Here is a 20,927-nt window from a genome sequence, read left to right as displayed (position 1 = left end):
CAATCGCGGTTCAATCGATTTTTAATATGCACTGGGACTTTCAATATGCCTCAAATTTTGCTTATATAAACTTTCTCATTTCCCACTGACAGATAAGGGTTCGTTATGAACAACCTCAACCTCGCTCCGATAAAAACTGATCAACCCACGCATTTGATGCCTGTATTCAGCCGTCAGCCGATCAGCTTTGTCCGAGGCCGGGGTTCTTATCTGTACACAGAAGACGGGACCGAATATCTGGATGCACTGACCGGTATTGCCGTCTGTGGCCTGGGTCATGCACACCCGGTACTGGCGGAAACCATTGCTGATCAGGCTTCAACCCTGATTCATACCAGTAATATTTATGAAATTCCCTGGCAGACAGCCGCAGCACAGAAACTGGCCGAAGTGTCAGGCATGGAAGAAGTTTATTTTTCAAACAGTGGTGCAGAATCCAATGAAGGCGCCATTAAAATTGCCCGTAAATTTGGCCATATGCAGGGCGTGAGTACTCCCAGAATCATTGTTGCCGACCAGGCTTTTCATGGCCGCACCCTGGCCACACTTTCTGCAACTGGCAACAAAAAAGTTCAGGAAGGCTTTGCACCATTGGTGGAAGGCTTTATCCGCGTCCCTTTTGGCGACATTGAAGCCATTGAAGAGGCTGCACTGCATCATCCTGATATTGTTGCCATTCTGATTGAACCTATTCAGGGTGAAGGGGGCGTCAATACGGCATCACAGGGTTTTGGCTATCTGGAAGACATCCGCCGCATCTGCAATCAGCACAACTGGCTGATGATGCTGGATGAAATTCAGACCGGCAATGGCCGTACCGGTAAATATTTCGCCTACCAGCATACTGACATCATTCCCGATGTAGTCACCACCGCCAAAGGATTGGGCAATGGTTTCCCGATTGGTGCCGTCATGACCCAGGGCCGTGCTGTGGGTGTACTCACTGCCGGCAGTCATGGCTCCACCTACAGCGGCACTGCATTGGGTTCACGTGTGGTCTATACCGTGATTGATCTGATCCAGAAAGAAAATATCATGGCCAATGCGGCAAAAATCGGCGCCTGGCTGGCTGAGCAATTACGCAGCCAACTGGCAGACCAGCAGGTTATTGTCCGTGGTTTCGGCATGATGATCGGTATTGAACTACCGAAAGACTGTGCTGAACTGGTCAATATTGCACGGGACGAACAGCATTTAATTATCAATGTCACCTCGGCAAATGTCATTCGCTTATTACCTGCCCTGAACATGAACCAGCAACAGGCAGATGATTTACTGCAGCGCCTGCTGCCTGTGATCAGAAACTTTTTAAATGCTTCATAAACAGCTTCTAACCATCCGATATACAAAAAGCCGCATAATGCGGCTTTTTGCTTTCTGTACTGTTTGTATATGATTCAGTCAGTATTCAGAATCAGATCCCGGCTGAATACTGATGATGCTAAGAAGCCTGTTTATAGATTCTGCCATTAGGTAAATGACCGAAATACTGCTTTAATGCATCCAGACAGCGGTTAATTTTCATCGGCTGCTGTTCACGATTTAAAATCATGGCCTGTAAATGAAAGACCGGTAACTTCCACTCTGGCAATACTTCAACCAGCGTACCATTCATCAGCTCTTTCTGTACATCCAGATAAAGAATCCGGGCAATACCATGACCATGCTGACACAGTGATTTAGTCACAAACACATTGTTGGACTGCACACGACTGTTCATTTCCAATCCAATTTCTTCACCGGTGGTCCGATGACGGAAAGAAAACTGCTGATAGTTTTTCATGATATTGATTGGAATCAGGTCATGATTGACCAAATCTTCAGGACGTGAAATCGGTGCGGTCTGGTTTAAATAACTCGGTGATGCCACCAGTACCTGATCCACCTGAGCCAATGGCAAGCAGGTTAAATGGCTGGCCTCTTCAGGATTGGCATACATGCGTATTGCAATATCAATCCGTTCCTGGATCAGATCAATAAACTGATAATCCGCTTCAAGATAAACAGTTAATCCACGGTGTGCGGCCATCCAGTGTGACAACGCAGGAACAATATGTGTTGCTCCCAGTTCCGGAGTCGTGGCAATGCGTAAATCACCGACTAGGTCATCCCTCAATTCATTGATTCGGATTTTCCCACGCTCTGCTGCTGCCAGCATTTCCCGGCAACTATAGAAAAAAGCCTGTCCTGCTTCCGTCAGACTGAGTTTTCGTGTGGAACGGTGCAGAAGCGTGACTTCCATATCCTGTTCCAGCGAACGAACCTGCTGACTTACAGCGCTGGTGGTAATGCCCAGGTCTCGGGCGGCACCACTGAATGAACTTTTTTCAACGACACAAGCAAATACACCCATTGCCCGAAGTTGATCTAACATAAATTTCCCTCTGAAATTATGCATTACCTTGCTTTTAAGATAAAAACAACCCATTGTATTTTATACGAAGAAATACGTATTTGCATAAAATATTTTAATTAACAGGCAGAATGCTTGCAGGGTCAATCGGTTTCCCATTGAGCCGTACCTGAAATTCGAGCATGGTCCGATTGGCACCTGTGGAACCCAACTCTGCAATTTTTTGCCCTGCTGTAACGTTTTCTCCGCTCTTCACCAGCATTTTACTACTATGTGCATATGCAGTGATATACCCATCGATGTGTTTAATCAAGACCAGGTTACCATATTCTTTCAAACCATCTGCCGCATAAACCACCTGTCCGTCTGCTGCAGCAAAAATCGGATCACCCGGATTGCCGCCAAAACGGGTCCCTTTGACATTACTGTTCGGGCTAAAACCCGCAATAATCGGACCATTGGACGGTTTTACCCAGCGTAAGGCTGTTGACTGCACTGGCGTAACCGGAGCTGTTGCAACAGCAGGAGCTGTCGTGGACGGCGTTACAGCAGGTTGTGGCTGACCGGTCGGCAACTGAATGGTCTGCCGCTTAATCTGTGATTCTGACCCTGTCAGCGCTTTGGTTGTTGAGCGGTTGCTGCTATAGCTTCCTGATTTTTTCAGACGCAGCGATTGATTAACATAGATACGATACGGTGGTGCAATATCATTCATTTCAGCAATACTGACATAATCCAGACCATAACGTGCTGCAATGCCACTGAGATGATCCCCTGAACGCACAGTGTAATACTCAGGCGCATTGGCATAGCGTACAGGATTATTAATCTGGGGTTTTGATGCACAGCCTGTAATGATCAGGATGGATGTCACAACAGCTGACCATAAAATCGTATTGATCCATCCCCTGGGTATATGGATGGCGTTCTGTGATCGAACCAGAAACATTGACTTCCCTCTTTAACATCTACATATTGAAATTTCATTGACTGCACTAAGATTAGCAAATAAAGAAAACACTTTTCCCATTTAATTTTGCTTTTTCACAAACTTATAACATTTGCGCCAGGTTCATTGCTCTGTTTCATACAGCCAGGATCGCAGGCTTTTTAAAATACCGTAATTGGTTGCATCCATCTGAATGGGCGTGATACTGACAAAACCATTGGCAATGGCAAAAAAATCTGACTGAATATCCGTCATATTTTCCCGGGGTTCTGTCACGGCTTCCCCGGACAGACCAATCCAGTACATTTGCCGTCCTCTTGGGTCGACATGACTGCTGATGGGTTTGGATTGCATCCGGCGTCCCTGATAGGTAATCTGCGCACCTTTTATTTCAGCAACATCCGGAATATTAATATTAAAAATATGTCTGGGCGGAAGCTGCGGCAAACCACCCGCAATAAAATCATGCACCCATTGTGCTGCCAGTTCATAACTTTCAGGACTTTCATAGGACCGTACATCACTGCCTGCCAGTGAAACCGCTATAGCCGCCTGCTTCATCAGCCGCCCCTCAAATGCTGCACCGATCGTTCCCGAATACAACACATCATCCCCCAGGTTAGCGCCACTGTTAATGCCACTGACCACCAGATCAAACTCAAAATCAAACAGACCGTTCATGGACAGATAAACACAGTCTGCCGGGGTACCATTGATCGCCCACATATCCGGTGCAATCTGAATCGGTCTCAATGGCCGATCCAGTGTCAGGGCACTGGAATAACCGCTTCGTTCACTTTCGGGAGCAACCACAACCACTCGTCCCAATGGCTGCAATGCTTTTGCCAGCGCCTGGATCCCCGGTGCAAACACACCATCATCATTAGCAACCAAAATATTCACATATATTCCTGAGTCATCATAAAATCAGTTATAAAATCATTGTGGACTCAAACCGGTAATAACACGCCAGGCCACGCAGTCCGTATTTATAGCAGCTTTTGATAAAGAAATAATGCGCACTCATGCATTTCATTATGAAAGTTTTCTTAATATCATTCCAATGCACAATCATTGTCATTACAAAACCAAACAACACTTACCCAATATAAAAATAGTTGAAAACTGCCGGATCAGACACAATGGTTGCCCACATCAACAACATCAGCCAGACCATACGACATGCAGGCTGGCCAATTGGCCTACATCATCAATACATTTCCTCTATGTTATTCACATCAAATTTCTTTATCCTATCAAATCATCAAGTTAAATTACTCAGGTCAATTATGCATTCAAATTTCATCAAATTGCTTACAGTCGGAATTCTTGCTTCCACTATGACATTCATGCCTCAGGCCTTTGCTGCAGACAAAAAAGCACAAAAACATGATGAAAATATTGAAGTTACCCAGCAACAGGTGACCCAGGAAGAATTGGCAGCCATTTATGTGTTGTCTGAAATCTGCCCTTCACTGGTAAAAAAAGACCAGAAATTTGATCAGGGCTACAGCCGCCTGGTGAAGGATTATCTGCCGGATGAACAGCATCCGGAGGCAGCACTGATCAACCTAAGCAAACAGGCCAGCTTCAAAAAAGTACTGAATGAAGCCCGCCAGGATGCAAAAAAAGCCGGCGATAAAGGAAACCTTGCCGTATGCAGTGATGTCAGCAATTACCATTCATAAAATAAGTCAGTTACAATTCAGTAAGAAATAAGCCCTCTTCCTGCATGGAAGTCGGCCAGGCTTTGTCCTAAAATGCCTGACTTATACCAATATTCAGCCATACCAAGATTGGAACGACCCAGAATGACCCGAAAAAGTGCCTTTGCTGCCCTGCTGCTGTTACCGTCATTGTCTTATGCAGCAACAGTCCTGTCCACACCGCCGGAATTAAATAATAAATCTTATGTGCTGATGGATTATGAAACAGGCCAGATCCTTGCTGCAAAAAATGAAGATGAGAAGCTGGCGCCTGCCTCCATGACCAAAATGATGACCAGTTTCATCATTGAGCAAAAACTGCTGAAAGGCGAATTGACCGAAGGTGAAAAGGTCCGTATGAATGAGTCTGCATGGTGTCGGGGCAGCAGTTCAGAGTCCTGCATGTATGTTCCTTTAAACGGTACGGCAACGGTTCTTGAAATGCTGCGTGGTATTATTGTCCAGTCGGGTAATGATGCCTCCAAAGCCATGGCTGAACATATTTCAGGCAATGAAGGCACCTTTGCGCACAGCATGAATCAGGAAGCAAAACGCCTGGGTATGACCAATACGCATTTTATCAATGCCACCGGTATGCCGGCAGACGGCCATTATTCCACAGCAAAGGATATGGCAACCCTGGCCAGACATATCATTCATGACAGTTCAAAATATTACCCGATTTACTCTGAAAAGGAATTTACCTTTAATGGGATTAAACAGGGTAACCGCAATGCGCTGCTGTATACCGACCCAAGTGTCGATGGCCTGAAAACAGGTCATACCAGCGAAGCAGGTTTCTGTCTGACTACATCTTCCAAACGCGGGCCAATGCGGTTGATTTCGGTCATTTTTGGTGCCTCATCCATGAATGATCGTGCCAATCAGACCCGTTCCCTGCTGGCCTGGGGTTATTCAAACTTTGAGACTGTCAGCCTGCAACCTGCCAATCGGGTACTGGCCAGAACCAGAGTTTATTTTGGTAAAGAGAATGAAGTCGAAACCGGTCTGGCTGAAAACTTCAATGTCACCATGCCAAAAGGTCAGGCCAATGCCATTAAGACCCAGCTGACCCTTCAGCCAAATCTGAATGCACCCCTGCAACGGGGCCAGGTGGTGGGTAAACTGACCGCCACCCTGAATGGTAAAGTGATTGCAGAAAAACCACTGGTGGCCCTGAAGGCAGTGGAAGAAGGCAATTTCTTCTCACGTATGATTGATCACATCAAATTATTCTTCAGTAATCTGTTCTGACTGGCGCCTTAAACGACGACCCGTTAAAACAGCAACAAAGCATTCATATCTTCGCGATCTGGATGCTTTTTTATTTATAATCGTTGTTATTTCCCATGATACCGCTGACTTATGAACAACAATATCCGTCCCTACCTGGAACACTCTCCTGAAATTTCTTCAAACTGTTATATTGATGATATGTCAGTCGTTATTGGTGATGTCAGCCTCGCTGAAAATGTATCAGTATGGCCTTTTGCCGTGATCCGTGGTGATGTCAACAGTATCCGGATTGGCAAAAACAGCAATGTCCAGGATCACTGCATGCTGCATGTCAGTCACAAAAATGAGGCCAGACCGGATGGTTCACCGCTGGTAATTGGCGAGGATGTCACCATTGGCCACCATGTTAATCTACATGGCTGTCGCATCGGTGACCGGGTTCTGATTGGCATCAATACCGTAGTACTGGACGATGCCATTATTGAAGATGATGTCATGATTGGCGCGGGCAGCCTGGTCCCGCCACGCAAGCGACTGGAAAGTGGTTATCTGTATGTGGGCAGTCCTGTACAGAAAATCCGCCCCCTGACCGATAAGGAAAAGGAATTTTTGTCTTATTCGGCGAGGCATTATGTCAAGGTGATGAATCACCATAAAATGCATCAGACTACCGGATAACTCTGTTCTGCCCTGGTGATGTGTACAACTGTAAATATCGACATAGCCAGCAAGCGTTAAATTTTGTAGAATACGCCTTTTAGCATGGTGCTTTTTATGACCGCCTGGACTCCTCATGTAACTGTCGCCACCGTCGTTGAAAAAGACGGAAAATTTCTGTTTGTAGAAGAACAGACTGAAGGTGTGGTACATACGGTATTCAATCAGCCAGCCGGACATGTTGAATCCGGTGAGACGCTGACTGAGGCAGCCATCCGTGAAACACTGGAGGAAACCGGTTATACCGTACAGATCGATACACTGATCGGCATCTATAGCTACACGCCTCCCATGTTCCCGGCACAGACCTATTATCGTTTTTGTTTCCGGGCACAGATCAGCAGCTATGATCCCGATGCACTCCTGGATACAGGCATTGTCGGTCCGGTGTGGATGAGTCCGGAAGAGCTGCGTGATACCGCCCGTGCCCGCAGCCCGCTGGTGCTCAGAGCCGTACAGGATGCCCAGTCCGGTCAAAGTCACCCGCTTTCGCTCATTTATGAGCACCAGAACCTCCCTTTCAATTCAAATCTGGATGCCTGATCCTATGCAACAACGTGTCATCGTCGGTATGTCTGGTGGTGTTGATTCATCTGTTTCTGCTGCACTGCTTCTTCAACAGGGTTACCAGGTTGAAGGACTTTTCATGAAAAACTGGGAAGAAGATGACGGCACGGAATACTGCACGGCAATGGAAGACCTGGCCGATGCGCAGGCAGTCTGTGACAAAATCGGAATCAGACTGCATACAGCCAATTTTGCCATGGAATACTGGGATCGGGTTTTTGAACACTTCCTGGCCGAATATGCTGCCGGTCGTACACCTAATCCGGACATTCTGTGCAATAAGGAAATTAAATTCCGTGCATTCCTGGACCATGCCGTACAGCTGGGTGCAGACTTCATTGCGACGGGGCATTATGCCCGCCGTGGTGAAAGCCGGACCAATTCCCGGGGTGAGCAGTATGCTCCCTTGTTGCGGGGTCTGGACAACAACAAGGATCAGACTTATTTCCTGCATGCGGTACATGGTCGTGAAATTAACAAAACCCTGTTTCCTGTAGGCGAAATTGAAAAACCACAGGTGCGGAGAATTGCGGAACAGCTGGATCTGGCGACTGCCAGAAAAAAAGATTCCACCGGGATCTGTTTTATTGGTGAACGCCGCTTCAACGATTTTCTGAAACAATACCTGCCAGCCCAGCCTGGTAAAATTGTGCTTGATTCAGGAAAAGAGGTTGGTGAACATCACGGCTTAATGTACTATACGCTCGGTCAGCGTGGCGGTATTGGTGTTGGTGGCATGAAGGGGGCCGAAGAAGGTGCCTGGTTCGTTCTGCACAAGGATATCGAGGGCAATCGCCTAGTGATTGGACAGGGGCATGAACATCCACTCATGCTCAGTACCATTTTGTGGAGTGAAGCCATTGACTGGGTGGCCGGGGAGCAGGATATTCCTGACTCAGGCCTGCACTGTACCGCAAAAACCCGCTATCGTCAGACTGACCAGTACTGTACCATTTTCAGGGATGACACTGTGCCCAATGGCGTTCGTGCAGTATTCAAAGAACCGCAAAGAGCTGTAACACCGGGTCAGAGTGTTGTGTTCTATGCAAATGAAATGTGTCTGGGCGGTGGTGTCATTCATCATACCAATGCGCCGACACCCGATTTTATTTAAAGGAAATCAGGCATGGTTGAGCAACCCTTTCAACAGCCTCATACTTTGAATCAGCGCCAGAACCGTGCGCTGGCGCTGGCAGCCGTATTCCAGGCCGCTCAGCTGACCCATATGACAGCCATGTCAGGGCGACAGAGTATCGGTGAAAGCGGTAATTTCTATTTTGAACAGCTCATTAAAGCCAGTCTGAATATCCGTGCGGCCAACAATACGCCCTGCTGCATCCTGGATTTTTTCAGTCAGCCCACAGATATTTCACTGGGCCTGAGAACCCTGGAAAGCAGTATCAGCCAGCCATTTACCACTTCCCCAAAATCCAGAATTCCCAGATTATCCAGTGCAAAATTGCCTATGTCCTATGCCATGTCGCTGCTTGCACTTGAAAAGAAAGTCTACAGCCAGCCTGAATATGTAAAATTGATTGAAAAATCTCAGCAGGCCATCCTCAAACAGTTGTCATTTTTTGATCATGATTATCTGCATCCCAGTATTCTGGCCAATCTGGCCCAGACCTATGTGGACACAGCCGGTCAGATTACTCCCCGGATTCTGGTGCGTGGCAGTGCAGAAGCATTTAAGGATGCGGCACATACCAACCGGATTCGGGCCTGCTTATTTACCGGTTTACAGTTTGCACATGTATGGCGTCAGCTCGGTGGCAGTTCATGGAATATGATGTTCAGTAAACGCAAACTGCTGCAGGATATTCAGGACCTTGCCCGTTTACAGTATCTTACGGTTTAGACCCGGCATGCACCCCTTTCGTTTTTTCGGTTTAATTTCAGAATCCAGGGAATCTTTATGAACACTTTAACCGCACTTTCCCCACTCGATGGACGCTATGCAGCCAAATGTGATGCACTACGCCCCTACCTCTCTGAGTTTGGCCTGATCCATGCCCGTGTGACAGTTGAAGTGCGCTGGTTGCAGGCACTGGCCAACCGTCCTGAAATTACTGAAGTTCCACCCTTCTCTGCTGCAACCGATTCAGCCCTGAACGCCATTGTGACGGATTTTACAGAAACGGATGCAGAACGGATCAAGGAAATTGAGCGGACCACCAACCATGACGTCAAAGCCGTTGAATATTTCCTGAAAGAGAAAATTGCCCACATTGATGAATTAAAAAATGCTGGTGAATTCATCCATTTCGCCTGTACATCGGAAGACATTAATAACCTGTCACATGCCTTAATGCTGAAAAATGGCCGTGAAGTCCTGCTGACTGCCATGCAACAGATTATTGACTCACTCGTCAGACTGGCAGAAACACATGCCGATCAGCCCATGCTGTCACGTACGCATGGTCAGACGGCAAGCCCAACCACACTGGGTAAGGAAATGGCCAATGTGGCCTATCGTCTGGCACGTCAGATCAGACAGTTTAATCAGGTTGAATTACTGGGCAAAATCAATGGTGCCGTCGGTAACTACAACGCCCACCTGTCTGCTTATCCTGAAATTGACTGGCCGGTACACGCTCAGGCCTTTGTGGAATCACTGGGGCTGAGCTTTAACCCCTATACCACCCAGATAGAACCACATGACTACATGGCGGAACTGTTTGATGCGCTACGCCGCTTCAATACCATTCTGATCGACTTTAACCGTGATGTATGGGGTTATATTTCGCTGGGTTTCTTCAAGCAGAAACTCAAGGATGGTGAAGTCGGTTCTTCCACCATGCCACACAAAGTCAACCCGATTGATTTTGAAAACTCGGAAGGCAACCTGGGCATTGCCAATGCAATACTGGCGCATCTGGGCGAAAAACTGCCAGTGTCCCGCTGGCAGCGTGATTTAACCGATTCAACTGTACTGCGGAATATGGGCGTTGGTTTTGCACAGAGTTTAATCGCCTTTGAAGCCTGCTCAAAGGGAATTGGTAAACTTGAACTGAATGCGACCCGTATTGCAGAAGATCTGGATCATGCCCAGGAAGTGCTGGCAGAGCCGATTCAGACAGTCATGCGTCGTTATAACGTCGAAAAACCCTACGAGAAACTGAAGGCACTGACCCGTGGTCAGGCCATGACACGTGACATGATGGTGGATTTTGTCAATGGTCCTGAACTGGCACAGGTTCCTGCCGCTGATCGGGTACGCCTGGCGGAGCTGACCCCTGCCACCTATACGGGCAATGCCACTGAACAGGCTAGACAGATTCAGGCACTGATTGCTGAAATCACTAAAATCTAAAATCATTCTGTGCAAAAAAACATGAATAAAAACGAAGCTCCGGCTTCGTTTTTATTTACTGCAGATCATAAAATCGGTCAGGACAATTGATAAAATCCGTTATGACAATACGCCTGAATTCCATTATGCTGATCATCAAAAGACTATAGCAGCCGAACATTATGAATATGCCGCATTCCCAGCACACAGAACAACATTATATTCACAGAACCGGCTGGCTACGCGCAGCTGTACTGGGAGCAAATGATGGCATTATTTCAGTCACCAGTTTAGTCATGGGAATGGCCGCCAGTGGTGCTTCTACACATACCCTGCTGATTACCTGTATTGCCGGCCTGATTTCCGGTGCCACCTCCATGGCCGCAGGTGAATATATCTCCGTCAAATCACAATCGGACATTGAAGAAGCCGATTTAAAATTTGAAGCACGTGAACTGGAACGCAATCCACAACTTGAATTAAAGGAACTGACTCAGATTTATATCCAGCGTGGTCTGACCGCCGAACTGGCCCATGAAGTCGCTGTCCAGCTGACCCATAAGGATGCACTGGAAGCTCATGCCCGCGATGAAATTGGAATTAATGAAATCACGGCTGCACGCCCCTTGCAGGCTGCTTTTTCTTCGGCCCTGTCGTTTTCCCTGGGCGCACTCTGCCCCATGCTTGCAATTTTAATCAGCCCTGAACAGCAGCTACAACTGACTGTGCTCATTACAGGAATCATTTCACTGGCCGTTCTCGGTGCGTTGTCCAGTTACTATGCCGGAACTTCCTTACTGAAAGGCAGTGTCAGAGTGACGCTATGGGGAATCCTGGCGATGGCATTTTCCAGCTGGATTGGCTCCCTGTTTCAGGTCAGCCCATTGTAAATGCCCCAGGAAGGCCAATGTTCAGTCATCCAGTCTAAAAAGGTTAAAAAGGTTAAAAAGGTTAAAAAGGTTAAAAAGGTTAAAAAGGTTAAAAAGGTTAAAAAGGTTAAAAAGGTTAAAAAATTTAATCCTTCAACAGTATTCCTGGCTTGATCAACGTTATTTATTGTCTATTTATTCAACATTCCCCTGGAAATATGTTAAAACAAACATATTTTCATAAAAAATAGTGAATATTATTTGCTATTAAAAGTAGCCGTGGCTACTTTATAGAAAAGAGGAAAGAGCCCGGATATGACTTTATTACAAAGACTGGAGATTCAGCATCCTATTTTTCTGGCACCAATGGCTGGCGTGTCCACCCCACAACTGGCCGCAGAAGTGTCCGGCATGGGTGGACTCGGCTCCCTGGGACTGGGTGCAAGCAGTGTTGAAACTGCGCGTAAGCAAATTCAGGAAACCCAGGTCCTGACGTCCGGACCCTTTCAGGTCAATTTCTTTTGCCATCAGCCCGGTCAAAACCCTGCTGAAATCAGCCAGCGCTGGATTCAATACCTCAGCCCTGAATTTGCAAAATTTGGTGCTGTCCCTCCCGCTGAGCTGCAATGTATTTATCCCAGTTTTCTGGATCATGATGATTTCCTGCAACTGGTACTGGACACCAGACCCCGTGCAGTCAGTTTCCATTTTGGCATTCCACATCCTCACCAAATTCAGCAACTCAGGCAAGCCGATATCATCACCATGGTTTCAGCGACGAACCTGGCTGAAGCCCGTGAGATTGAAGCAGCCGGAGTTAACGTTATTATTGCTCAGGGCATCGAAGCCGGCGGACATCGCGGTATTTTTAATCCCCACATGGATGGCGCCATGCAAACCTCGGACCTGGTTCAGTTAATCAAACAGCATTGCACTTTGCCCGTGGTGGCTTCGGGTGGCATCATGAATGGTCAGCAGGCGAAAATCATGCTGCAGCTGGGGGCTGAAGCCGTTCAGTTGGGCACTGCATTTGTACAGTGTAAAACATCAGCAGCCAATGCGGCATATCGCAGTGCTTTATTTGACCATCCCCTGACACAAATAACCGACAGTATTTCCGGCCGCCCTGCCCGTGGGCTGGTCAATCATTGGCAAACCCGCATTGATTTACCCGAACGTCCACAGGTTGCGGCTTATCCATATGCCTACGATCTGGCCAAACAATTAAATGCACTGGCAAATCAGCATGGTGACAGCGGTTATGGGGCCTTCTGGGCAGGCAGTAATGTTGCTCAGATTCGTGAAATGGAGGCTCAGGAACTTATGCATCAATTGGTACTGGAGATGGGGCAATGAATGGAATCAGAATAAAATTTGAATGATTTGCTTCAGTGTCCTTAAACTAAGAACCAATATTTTCAATCCAACTGTTCTTGAAAATTATGTATAATATTTAGTTCAAAGATTTATGAGTTTGATCACTAACAATACGACCATTATTTAAAGTAATAATGCGATCAACCGATGAAATCGTCTCCAGGCGATGAGCAATAATGATTCTGGTGATATTGAGTGACTTAATCATGCCGTTAATTTCTTTCTCTTTTATGATGTCTAGATGACTTGTTGCCTCATCCAAAAATAGAATCTTAGGTCTTCTATACAATGCTCTTGCCAATAATATTCTTTGCTTCTGTCCTCCAGACAGAATATTACCCATATCACCTACTAACGTTTGATACCCCATAGGCATTGCCATAATTTCATCATGTACTGATGCCATTTTTGCGCATTTTTCTACAAAATCTTGCTGAGCACCATCATTAAAAAAACTAATATTTTCTAAAATGGAACCTGCAAACAACACATCATCTTGGGCAACATAGGCAATAAAATTTCTGAGTTTATTAGAACCAATATTCTTTATGCTTTGCCCACCAATTTTAATTTCACCATGTTCAGGAGCTAAATTACCCAATAGTAGATTCATTAGTGTTGTTTTACCACAACCTGTAGGGCCTACAATTGCTACAGATTGTCCTTTTGGAATATTAAAGTTGATGCCATGAATGATCCAAGATTCATCTTCTGAATACCTGAATCTTAGAAATTTAACATCAATTTCTGTTTTTTGTAGTTCTAATGATTCGGGAACAAATAAATAGCTATCAGTTTTTTCTTGATCAGTCAAGACGATATCTGCCAAACGTTCACCATGTAGACTGAGCATCTTTACTTCAACATACTTATCAATTAGAGAGCTAACTCGACCACCGAACTGATTTTTATAGGCAAGAAAGGCCATTAATTGGACTGCCACCACTCTCCTGGACAAATATCGTCTATGAATAGCCACTAAGTTTGTCGATACCGAATAGTTAGATAAAATAGCTAATTAAGAGGTGTTTTTATGAGTGGCAAACGATTTACCGAAGAGTTCAAGATTGCAGCAGCGCAGCAAGTCATTGAGAAAGGCTACAGTGTTGCAGAGGTTGCGGGAAGATTAGGCACAACGACCCATAGTGTTTATGCTTGGGTTAAGAAATACTTTCCTAAAACACCCCAAGCTACTGCTCTTGAAGATCAAACCAAAGAGTTGGCTCGATTAAAGAAAGAGCTGCAACGAGTTACAGAAGAGCGTGATATCTTAAAAAAGGCCGCGGCGTACTTCGCCAGCCAGTCAAAATGAGGTACGCCTTTATCAAGGATCACCAGCAGGTCTGGTCAATTTATAGAATGTGCTCGGTACTGGAGGTTCATCCCAGTGGCTATTATGCATGGTTGAAACAACCTTTGAGTGCTACAGCCAAACGTAGCAAACAACTGTCAGGCCTGATTAAACAGTTTTGGTTAGAGTCAGGCGGTGTATATGGCTATCGCAAGATTTTCTGTGACTTGCGTGATATTGGTGAGCCTTGTGGAGTTAATCGTGTACATCGACTGATGCGACAGGAAGGCTTGAAATCCCAACGTGGCTATCGAAAACCAGGATATTCAAAGGGCTATCAACCTATTGTTCAAGCCAATACATTAGATCGGCAGTTTAATCCTGCACAGCCAAATCAAGCATGGGCAACAGATATCACTTATATCCGTACTCATGAAGGCTGGCTGTATTTAGCTGTTGTGATTGACCTTTTCTCAAGGTTAGTCGTTGGCTGGTCTATGAAACCAATGATCACTAAAGAGCTAGTTCTTGATGCTTTATTGATGGCAGTTTGGCGTAGATCGCCAACAAATAAAGTATTGGTTCACTCTGACCAAGGTAGCCAATATACCAGTCATGAATGGCAAGCCTTTCTGAAGCAACATGGTTTGGAAAGCAGCATGAGCCGTCGCGGCAACTGTCACGATAATGCTGTGGCAGAGAGCTTTTTCCAATTACTGAAACGAGAAAGAGTTAAACGGAAAATATATTCAACGCGTGCTGAAGCTAGATCAGATATATTTGAGTATATTGAGATGTTCTACAACGTGAAACGTCGCCATGGTGCTAACGACCAGCGGTCGCCAAAGGACTTCGAGACGTTTTATGAAATGAAGCTGGCGTGTATCTAGATTCTTAGTGGCTATTCACACTTCCCATTTATTGAGACACTTCTAAACTGGAGTTTTCTGATTAAATAAGTTCAGGAGACATGTCCACTTCCCTTAAACTGAGACATCCATAATTGGAGTTTTCTGATTAAATAAGGTCAGGAGACAGTCATGAAGAAATCACGATTTACCGAGAGCCAAATCATCAGCATTTTGAAAGAAGCAGATGCTGGGATGAAAGTGGATGATATCTGCCGTAAGCATGGTATTGGCAATGCCACCTATTATGTCTGGAAAAGCAAATACGGCGGTATGGAGGCATCTGACGTTAAGCGCATGCGTGAGCTGGAAGAAGAAAATGCCAGACTTAAAAGGATGTTTGCGGAACTCAGTCTGGAGAACCATGCCATGAAGGAACTGTTCTCAAAAAAGGGTTGGTGACAGCAGATCAACGAGAATGCGTTCGTATTCTGGCTTCACTTGGGTTAACTGTATTACAGGCCTGTCGCCTGAGTGGACTAAGTCGAGCCAGCTATTATCGGCAAAGTACGAGCTGGCGCAAACGGGATGCTGCTGTCATTGATGCATTAAATCAGGTGTTAAAACAATCTCCCCAGTCTGGCTTTTGGAAGTGTTTTGGTCGCATACGTCGGCAGGGCTATGACTGGAATCATAAACGTGTTTATCGAGTGTACTGCCAGATGGGATTGAACTTACCCCGTCGACAGAAACGAACGTTGCCCCAGCGTATTGCACGACCACTGCAAGTGGTTGCACAAGCCAACCATCAATGGGCGCTGGATTTTATGAGTGACAGTCTGTATTGCGGTAAACGATTCCGTACCTTGAATATAGTTGATGAGGGGACTCGCGAATGTCTGGATATAGAAGTAGACACATCGTTACCGGCTGAGCGTGTTGTCAGAGTATTGGATCGACTGGCTCAACAACGTAGCTTGCCGAAGCAGCTTCGTGTTGATAATGGTCCCGAACTAATATCTGCGCGATTGCTGGACTGGTGTAAAGATCAAGGCATTGAAGTGGTGCATATACAACCTGGGAAGCCACAGCAGAATGCTTTTATTGAGCGATTTAATGGTTCGTTTAGGCGAGAGTTTCTCAATGCGTATTTGTTTGAGAATTTGACTCAGGTCAGAGAAATGGCGTGGTTATGGCGTCTGGATTATAACGAGCAAAGACCACATGAAAGTTTAGGCAATTTACCCCCTGCGGTGTACAGGGCAAAACTGGAAAACTCCAGTTTAGAAGTGTCTCATTAATTGGGAAGTGGACAGCAGGACATGAATACGTTCGTATCCGTACCGGACCCGCGTTTCCGCAATTTCCCTGATCCGTTGTGTAATCACACGATCATCCTTACAGGATTGGTAGTGGTAAACCGATGTGCTTTGTTCAATCAGATTACAGCTGCGTCTCAGACTGATACGGTAAGCATCAGGCAAGTGATTGACCAACTGACGTTTCTGGGCCGGCTTTAAAACTTTTTTCGCAGGACATCCTGCAGCATTTCCTTATCCAGGCTCAAATCAGCCACCAGTCGCTTCAACCTCTGGTTTTCCTCCTCAAGCTGCCGCAATCTCCTGTAGTGGTCAACAAATATTGGACACAGTTTTAAGTTTTTCCTCAGCTGTCTGAGGGCTCATGCCATTATTAAATTGATGTGGCCGTATCTGATTGTAATAATCCATCAAATACTGGCCTATATCAACTCTTGCTTCTGATACAGACCGATAACCTGTTTTAGGCATCCATTCTGTTTTTAAACTACGAAATAATCTCTCCATAGGTGCATTATCCCAGCAGTTCCCGCGACGAGACATACTTTGCTGCATACCATAATCCTGAAGTTTCTTGCGGAATTCATAACTCATGTACTGACTGCCCTGATCACTGTGAAACATAAGGCCTGCAGGTTTACCCCGACAGAACCAGGAATGATCTAATGCTTTTAATATCAATGTTCTATCAGCACGTTCTGAGAAAGACCAGCCAACAACTCTCCTTGAAAATAAATCGAGGACTACTGCTAAATACCCCCAGGCAGATCCTGTCCAGATATATGTAATATCACTGCTCCAGACCTGATTTGGTGTTTTAGGACTAAACTTCCGATTAAGCACATCAGGAATCGCAATATGTGCAACTGAACACTTTGAGTATCTGGGTTGACTCGGCTGTTTGGAAATTAATGCTGACTCACGCATCAACTTGCGTACCAAATAACGTCCAACAGAAATACCCTTGTTTAACAGAGCACTGCGTATGCCTCGACTGCCAGGAGAGCCCCGGCTTTGTCTAAAAATCTCACATACATGAACTTTTAGCCTTAAACGGGGCTGATTAATTTTCCTCTTCGCGCTAAGAAAATGATAGAAACCTGAACGTAAAATACCAAATGCCCGGCAAACCATTTCAACAGGTTGTGACTCTCTTAAACGGTTAATCAATGCATATGTTTGAATTCGTCGGACATTAAGAGAGCTGTAGCTTTTTTAGAATATCTTTTTCCTGTTCTAATCGATGGATACGTGCTTGAAGCTGTTGTATTTTCTGCTGTTCTGGCGTTAATGCTTTGGAAGCCGGGGTTTTGCCTTCACGTTCAAAACGCAATTGATCAACCCATCTGCGTATTGCTGTTTCACCAATTCCCAAAGAACGACTGGCCTCAAGCATAGAATAACCCTGGTCTAAAACAAGGCTCGCAGCTTCAAGTTTATATTCGGGACTAAAATGTACGTCTTTGTTTCTTCATGGTTCACCTCTTAGGTGATTAGATTACCACCTAATTTGGTGTCCAACTTGATTAAACCACTACAAGGTCAGTTGCCATTGCAGAGCAAATTATGAGCTGAAAATGTCAACAGACCCTAATCAAGAGAAATTATATTCATGTGTATGAGTTTTTTGACAGGCTGACTATACCTAATTTAAGTTGATCCTTTCATTTTCCCAAACAACCCCATCAAAAATAGCGCTGTAAAAGCGCTATTTTTGATGGGTACATTATAAAACATGGATGATTTTATGGATAATTTCCGGCTTAAAAATCCATATTAAACTTGACTCCACCCACCCAGGCATCTCCATAGGCTTTATTGGCACCAATATTTTTAATATATTGAATGTTGGGACGTACGGTCAGCCAATTGGTCGCTTTCAGACCATAATAAATTTCTGCATCCCATTCACTATCAAAGCCCCGGCCATCAACACTGCCCCTGAAATTCACAGCATCCGTATTGACGCCTATACGCACCACACCGATCCCAATTTCATCTTTTGGTCGGGCATCCAATGGGCCCTTATAAACCAATGCTAAATTTTCAGCATCAGAATATGCGCCGGTCTTGCTGTCATAGAAGGTGGCTTGTCCCATCACAGTTAAACCACGGGAAGGATCTCCGTGATGTGTCGTAAGTTGTTGTTTTCCTGAAAGCCAGGCCGCCCATTTATGATTATCTGCATCAAAATCTGCCGGAACATATGGCTGTGTGTAATCCACTTTTACGTTCTGGGCATCGACAGTACTGAATAAATATCCTGCACGGTATTCACCCGGTAATGCCAACTGGGTGGATAATGCTTTGGGTTGCCACACGATTTCAACTGGAATAATCGCGCCATCTGAACCATCTGTGCTTAAATTAAAACCATCACTCGCGGATGTTGCGTTGGCATTCACCGTGTTTCTTTCATAAACTCCGATCTGAGTAAACAGTTCAGGCCGGATGTTATATTTAATGCGTGTAGCCCACTGACTGACAGGGCCATTATACCATTGGTCGCCGGCCCAGTTTCCGACTTGTCCGCCACATAATGCCAGGTTTTCAAACTCACAGTCAAAGTTGGCAAAGTCTTCACCCACACCGAAACGACCGACCTTGACATCCAGTTTCTGATCCAGAAATTTCTTTTTAATCCAGAGGTCAGTCAATCGCCAGGTTTGTCCACGGCCATAGATTTCCTGCGTCTGGTTAAATTGCGGTTTCATCGCATCAGATTCCTGATTCAGCGACTGACCACCACGATGTGTAATGGTGAGCTGTGCTTCTGTATCCTGCCAGTTCAACAGTTTATTCAGATCCAGATGTGATCCAAATGTCCATTGATCGGCATAGGCACTGCCTTTCCCGGATCGATCTGCATCCATGACCCCTACAAATTGACCGGTATATCCAACTGTAAAATCAACACCCTGATTTTTAAGCTCAGTTCTTTTGCCATTCCAGTCACCCAGCATCCACGGACTGTCTGTGTCAAAAGCGGAACCTGCAAAAGCAGAGATATTGATTGTACTGAGTAGACTGATTAGCAGGATATTTTTTTTCAATACCCTGAGATTCATCATTTGTTTCATTTTGATTTCCCTATCGCAGAAATGTTGTCCCTGTATCTGTATGATTACGCATTAAAAAAATCTATGTTAATGCGCTGTTTACCGTATTATTGGTTGTGGTCATTTTCTTATAATTTGCTGCATACAATATAACGGCGATAAAGCAAATTAAAGGTAAGACATAAGCCATATGCGTTCCATAATGATCCGCGATTTTGCCCATGAAATAAGGCATGATTGCACCACCCACAATGGCCATAATCATGAAGGAACTGCCAATTTTTGTTTTTGACCCCAGATTTTTAACACCCATTGCGAAAATGGTCGGGAACATAATTGACATAAAGAAGAATACTGAAATAGCTGCAATAACAGAGATATACTGCATGCCGGATAAAATCAGCACACACAATACAGTATTCACAATGGCATAGACCATGAGCAGTCTGGATGCAGATATTTTTGACATGATTCCGGTACTGACAAAACGTCCCACCAGGAATGCAAGCATGGCAATTGACAGAAAATATGCACCGGTTTTACTGCTGCTGGCCGGCCATGTTTCAACCACGAGATTAATAAAGAATGCACCCACACCAACCTGAGCACCAACATAGACCAATTGTGTCAACACACCAAATTTAAATTCAGCATGTGACCATAGGGATGCATTATTCGTTTTTGCATTTTCGGCATCCAGTTTCGCTTCATTCTCGCGTAAATCCGGTAATTGCGTTTTAATAAACAGAATAATTAAAATAAAGACAATCAGCGCAATACCGATATAGGTATAGGTTACAGCGCCCAGTCCCTCTGAACCTGGATTACTGCCTTCATTAAAAAAGAACAATCCACCGATCAATGGACCAAAAAATTGCCCCAGGCCATTGAATGACTGAGACAGGTTTAACCTTTGTTCCGCAGTTTCAGGACTCCCCAGAGCAGATGAATATGGATTGGCAGCTGTTTCCAGGCAACCTAACCCTAAAGCCAGTACAAATAAGGCAAACAGGAAAAATCCAAAAGTCATGACACTTGCAGCAGGAACAAATAATAAAGCGCCGATGGCATACAGAGATAATCCAAGAATAATCCCGGCTTTATAGCCCTTTTTATTGATATACAGTCCTGCAGGTAATGCAATAACAAAATATGCGCCGAAGTATGCGGCCTGCACCAATCCGGATTGCGCTTTGGTAATATGCAAAGCCTCCTGGAAATGTTTATTTAAAACATCAACCAGTCCATAAGATAACCCCCACATAAAAAATAAGGTGGTTACCAGTATAAAGCCAACTCTAAATTGTGGCTCAGTGATTTTAAGCTTCATAATACTGTCCCTGT

At 45.2% G+C, this 20,927-nt stretch carries 17 protein-coding genes and 3 pseudogenes; 12 read left to right on the top strand and 8 right to left on the bottom strand.

Annotated features, from left to right (window positions below; all coding sequences use genetic code 11):
* Window positions 1-105 precede the first annotated feature (105 nt).
* Complete coding sequence (locus ACT6PV_RS06320; protein ID WP_445115581.1) at window positions 106-1,323, top strand: aspartate aminotransferase family protein; 1,218 nt, start codon at window positions 106-108, stop codon at window positions 1,321-1,323.
* Between the two features lie 118 nt (window positions 1,324-1,441).
* Here the strand turns inward: ACT6PV_RS06320 and ACT6PV_RS06315 are convergent, their stop codons facing one another.
* The 3 genes from ACT6PV_RS06315 to surE all read right to left on the bottom strand — a co-directional run bounded on the left by ACT6PV_RS06315 (window position 1,442) and on the right by surE (window position 4,205).
* Window positions 1,442-2,374 carry a LysR family transcriptional regulator gene (locus ACT6PV_RS06315; protein WP_445115580.1) on the bottom strand — a complete coding sequence of 311 codons (933 nt, stop codon included), beginning with the start codon at window positions 2,372-2,374 and terminating at the stop codon, window positions 1,442-1,444.
* 94 nt (window positions 2,375-2,468) lie between these two features.
* Complete coding sequence (locus ACT6PV_RS06310) at window positions 2,469-3,302, bottom strand: peptidoglycan DD-metalloendopeptidase family protein (protein WP_445115579.1); 834 nt, start codon at window positions 3,300-3,302, stop codon at window positions 2,469-2,471.
* A gap of 123 nt (window positions 3,303-3,425) precedes the next feature.
* On the bottom strand, window positions 3,426-4,205 hold the full coding sequence (gene surE / locus ACT6PV_RS06305; RefSeq protein WP_445115578.1) for a 5'/3'-nucleotidase SurE: 780 nt from the start codon (window positions 4,203-4,205) through the stop codon (window positions 3,426-3,428).
* Between the two features lie 386 nt (window positions 4,206-4,591).
* On the opposite strand from surE, the gene ACT6PV_RS06300 reads away from it, so the two are divergent.
* From ACT6PV_RS06300 to ACT6PV_RS06260, 9 genes are all read left to right on the top strand, one after another.
* Window positions 4,592-4,990 carry an MCR_0457 family protein gene (locus ACT6PV_RS06300; protein WP_445115577.1) on the top strand — a complete coding sequence of 133 codons (399 nt, stop codon included), beginning with the start codon at window positions 4,592-4,594 and terminating at the stop codon, window positions 4,988-4,990.
* A 123-nt stretch (window positions 4,991-5,113) separates the two neighbouring features.
* Window positions 5,114-6,262: a D-alanyl-D-alanine carboxypeptidase PBP5/6 gene (gene dacC / locus ACT6PV_RS06295; RefSeq protein WP_445115576.1), complete on the top strand. Its 1,149-nt coding sequence runs from the start codon at window positions 5,114-5,116 to the stop codon at window positions 6,260-6,262.
* Between the two features lie 111 nt (window positions 6,263-6,373).
* Window positions 6,374-6,922 (top strand): gamma carbonic anhydrase family protein, encoded by a 549-nt coding sequence (locus ACT6PV_RS06290; protein WP_445115575.1) that lies wholly within the window; start codon window positions 6,374-6,376, stop codon window positions 6,920-6,922.
* 96 nt (window positions 6,923-7,018) lie between these two features.
* Window positions 7,019-7,504, top strand: coding sequence for an NUDIX hydrolase (locus ACT6PV_RS06285; RefSeq protein WP_445115574.1), 486 nt, complete (start codon window positions 7,019-7,021; stop codon window positions 7,502-7,504).
* 4 nt (window positions 7,505-7,508) lie between these two features.
* Window positions 7,509-8,642 carry a tRNA 2-thiouridine(34) synthase MnmA gene (gene mnmA, locus ACT6PV_RS06280; RefSeq protein WP_445115573.1) on the top strand — a complete coding sequence of 378 codons (1,134 nt, stop codon included), beginning with the start codon at window positions 7,509-7,511 and terminating at the stop codon, window positions 8,640-8,642.
* Between the two features lie 12 nt (window positions 8,643-8,654).
* Window positions 8,655-9,386, top strand: coding sequence for a high frequency lysogenization protein HflD (gene hflD / locus ACT6PV_RS06275; protein WP_445115572.1), 732 nt, complete (start codon window positions 8,655-8,657; stop codon window positions 9,384-9,386).
* A 57-nt stretch (window positions 9,387-9,443) separates the two neighbouring features.
* Window positions 9,444-10,841: an adenylosuccinate lyase gene (gene purB / locus ACT6PV_RS06270; protein WP_445115571.1), complete on the top strand. Its 1,398-nt coding sequence runs from the start codon at window positions 9,444-9,446 to the stop codon at window positions 10,839-10,841.
* A gap of 167 nt (window positions 10,842-11,008) precedes the next feature.
* The gene (locus ACT6PV_RS06265) at window positions 11,009-11,710 is read left to right on the top strand and encodes a VIT1/CCC1 transporter family protein (protein WP_445117044.1); all 702 of its coding nucleotides are present in this window, start codon (window positions 11,009-11,011) and stop codon (window positions 11,708-11,710) included.
* A gap of 294 nt (window positions 11,711-12,004) precedes the next feature.
* Window positions 12,005-13,045, top strand: a complete 1,041-nt coding sequence (locus ACT6PV_RS06260; RefSeq protein WP_445115570.1) for an NAD(P)H-dependent flavin oxidoreductase — start codon at window positions 12,005-12,007, stop codon at window positions 13,043-13,045.
* A 97-nt stretch (window positions 13,046-13,142) separates the two neighbouring features.
* On the opposite strand, the pseudogene ACT6PV_RS06255 reads toward ACT6PV_RS06260, so the two are convergent.
* Window positions 13,143-13,997, bottom strand: a pseudogene (locus ACT6PV_RS06255) (peptidase domain-containing ABC transporter); the annotation flags it as partial.
* Window positions 13,998-14,099: 102 nt separating this feature from the next.
* Between ACT6PV_RS06255 and ACT6PV_RS06250 the strand changes: the two are divergent.
* Both ACT6PV_RS06250 and ACT6PV_RS06245 read left to right on the top strand, forming a co-directional pair.
* Window positions 14,100-15,247 (top strand): IS3 family transposase gene (locus ACT6PV_RS06250; RefSeq protein ID WP_445114756.1). Its coding sequence is split into 2 segments (ribosomal slippage): window positions 14,100-14,346 and window positions 14,346-15,247, totalling 1,149 coding nucleotides; the frame shifts between segments, so codons are not numbered across the junction.
* A gap of 150 nt (window positions 15,248-15,397) precedes the next feature.
* A protein-coding gene (locus ACT6PV_RS06245) for an IS3 family transposase (protein ID WP_445115569.1) occupies window positions 15,398-16,506 on the top strand; the annotation gives its coding sequence in 2 pieces (ribosomal slippage) (window positions 15,398-15,650 and window positions 15,650-16,506; 1,110 coding nt in all).
* A 12-nt stretch (window positions 16,507-16,518) separates the two neighbouring features.
* On the opposite strand, the pseudogene ACT6PV_RS06240 reads toward ACT6PV_RS06245, so the two are convergent.
* The 4 genes and pseudogenes from ACT6PV_RS06240 to ACT6PV_RS06225 form a co-directional block, all read right to left on the bottom strand.
* A pseudogene (locus ACT6PV_RS06240) lies at window positions 16,519-16,841 on the bottom strand (IS3 family transposase); the annotation flags it as partial.
* Window positions 16,837-17,999, bottom strand: a pseudogene (locus ACT6PV_RS06235) (IS3 family transposase). The pseudogenes ACT6PV_RS06235 and ACT6PV_RS06240, both read right to left, overlap by 5 nt.
* 288 nt (window positions 18,000-18,287) lie before the next feature.
* On the bottom strand, window positions 18,288-19,592 hold the full coding sequence (locus tag ACT6PV_RS06230; RefSeq protein ID WP_445117043.1) for a carbohydrate porin: 1,305 nt from the start codon (window positions 19,590-19,592) through the stop codon (window positions 18,288-18,290).
* 73 nt (window positions 19,593-19,665) lie between these two features.
* Complete coding sequence (locus ACT6PV_RS06225; protein ID WP_445115568.1) at window positions 19,666-20,913, bottom strand: sugar MFS transporter; 1,248 nt, start codon at window positions 20,911-20,913, stop codon at window positions 19,666-19,668.
* Between the last annotated feature and the right edge of the window lie 14 nt (window positions 20,914-20,927).

Source organism: Acinetobacter sp. WZC-1, assembly GCF_052544965.1.
The sequence above is the reverse complement of the archived record's forward strand: the minus strand, read 5'-3'. Positions and strand labels throughout refer to the sequence as shown.

Coding starts and splice junctions, on each gene's coding strand:
- ACT6PV_RS06320 (WP_445115581.1), top strand. CDS start 106: ATGAACAACCTCAACCTCGCTCCGATAAAAACTGATCAACCCACGCAT.
- ACT6PV_RS06315 (WP_445115580.1), bottom strand. CDS start 2,374: ATGTTAGATCAACTTCGGGCAATGGGTGTATTTGCTTGTGTCGTTGAA.
- ACT6PV_RS06310 (WP_445115579.1), bottom strand. CDS start 3,302: ATGTTTCTGGTTCGATCACAGAACGCCATCCATATACCCAGGGGATGG.
- ACT6PV_RS06300 (WP_445115577.1), top strand. CDS start 4,592: ATGCATTCAAATTTCATCAAATTGCTTACAGTCGGAATTCTTGCTTCC.
- dacC (WP_445115576.1), top strand. CDS start 5,114: ATGACCCGAAAAAGTGCCTTTGCTGCCCTGCTGCTGTTACCGTCATTG.
- ACT6PV_RS06290 (WP_445115575.1), top strand. CDS start 6,374: ATGAACAACAATATCCGTCCCTACCTGGAACACTCTCCTGAAATTTCT.
- ACT6PV_RS06285 (WP_445115574.1), top strand. CDS start 7,019: ATGACCGCCTGGACTCCTCATGTAACTGTCGCCACCGTCGTTGAAAAA.
- mnmA (WP_445115573.1), top strand. CDS start 7,509: ATGCAACAACGTGTCATCGTCGGTATGTCTGGTGGTGTTGATTCATCT.
- hflD (WP_445115572.1), top strand. CDS start 8,655: ATGGTTGAGCAACCCTTTCAACAGCCTCATACTTTGAATCAGCGCCAG.
- purB (WP_445115571.1), top strand. CDS start 9,444: ATGAACACTTTAACCGCACTTTCCCCACTCGATGGACGCTATGCAGCC.
- ACT6PV_RS06265 (WP_445117044.1), top strand. CDS start 11,009: ATGCCGCATTCCCAGCACACAGAACAACATTATATTCACAGAACCGGC.
- ACT6PV_RS06260 (WP_445115570.1), top strand. CDS start 12,005: ATGACTTTATTACAAAGACTGGAGATTCAGCATCCTATTTTTCTGGCA.
- ACT6PV_RS06230 (WP_445117043.1), bottom strand. CDS start 19,592: ATGAATCTCAGGGTATTGAAAAAAAATATCCTGCTAATCAGTCTACTC.
- ACT6PV_RS06225 (WP_445115568.1), bottom strand. CDS start 20,913: ATGAAGCTTAAAATCACTGAGCCACAATTTAGAGTTGGCTTTATACTG.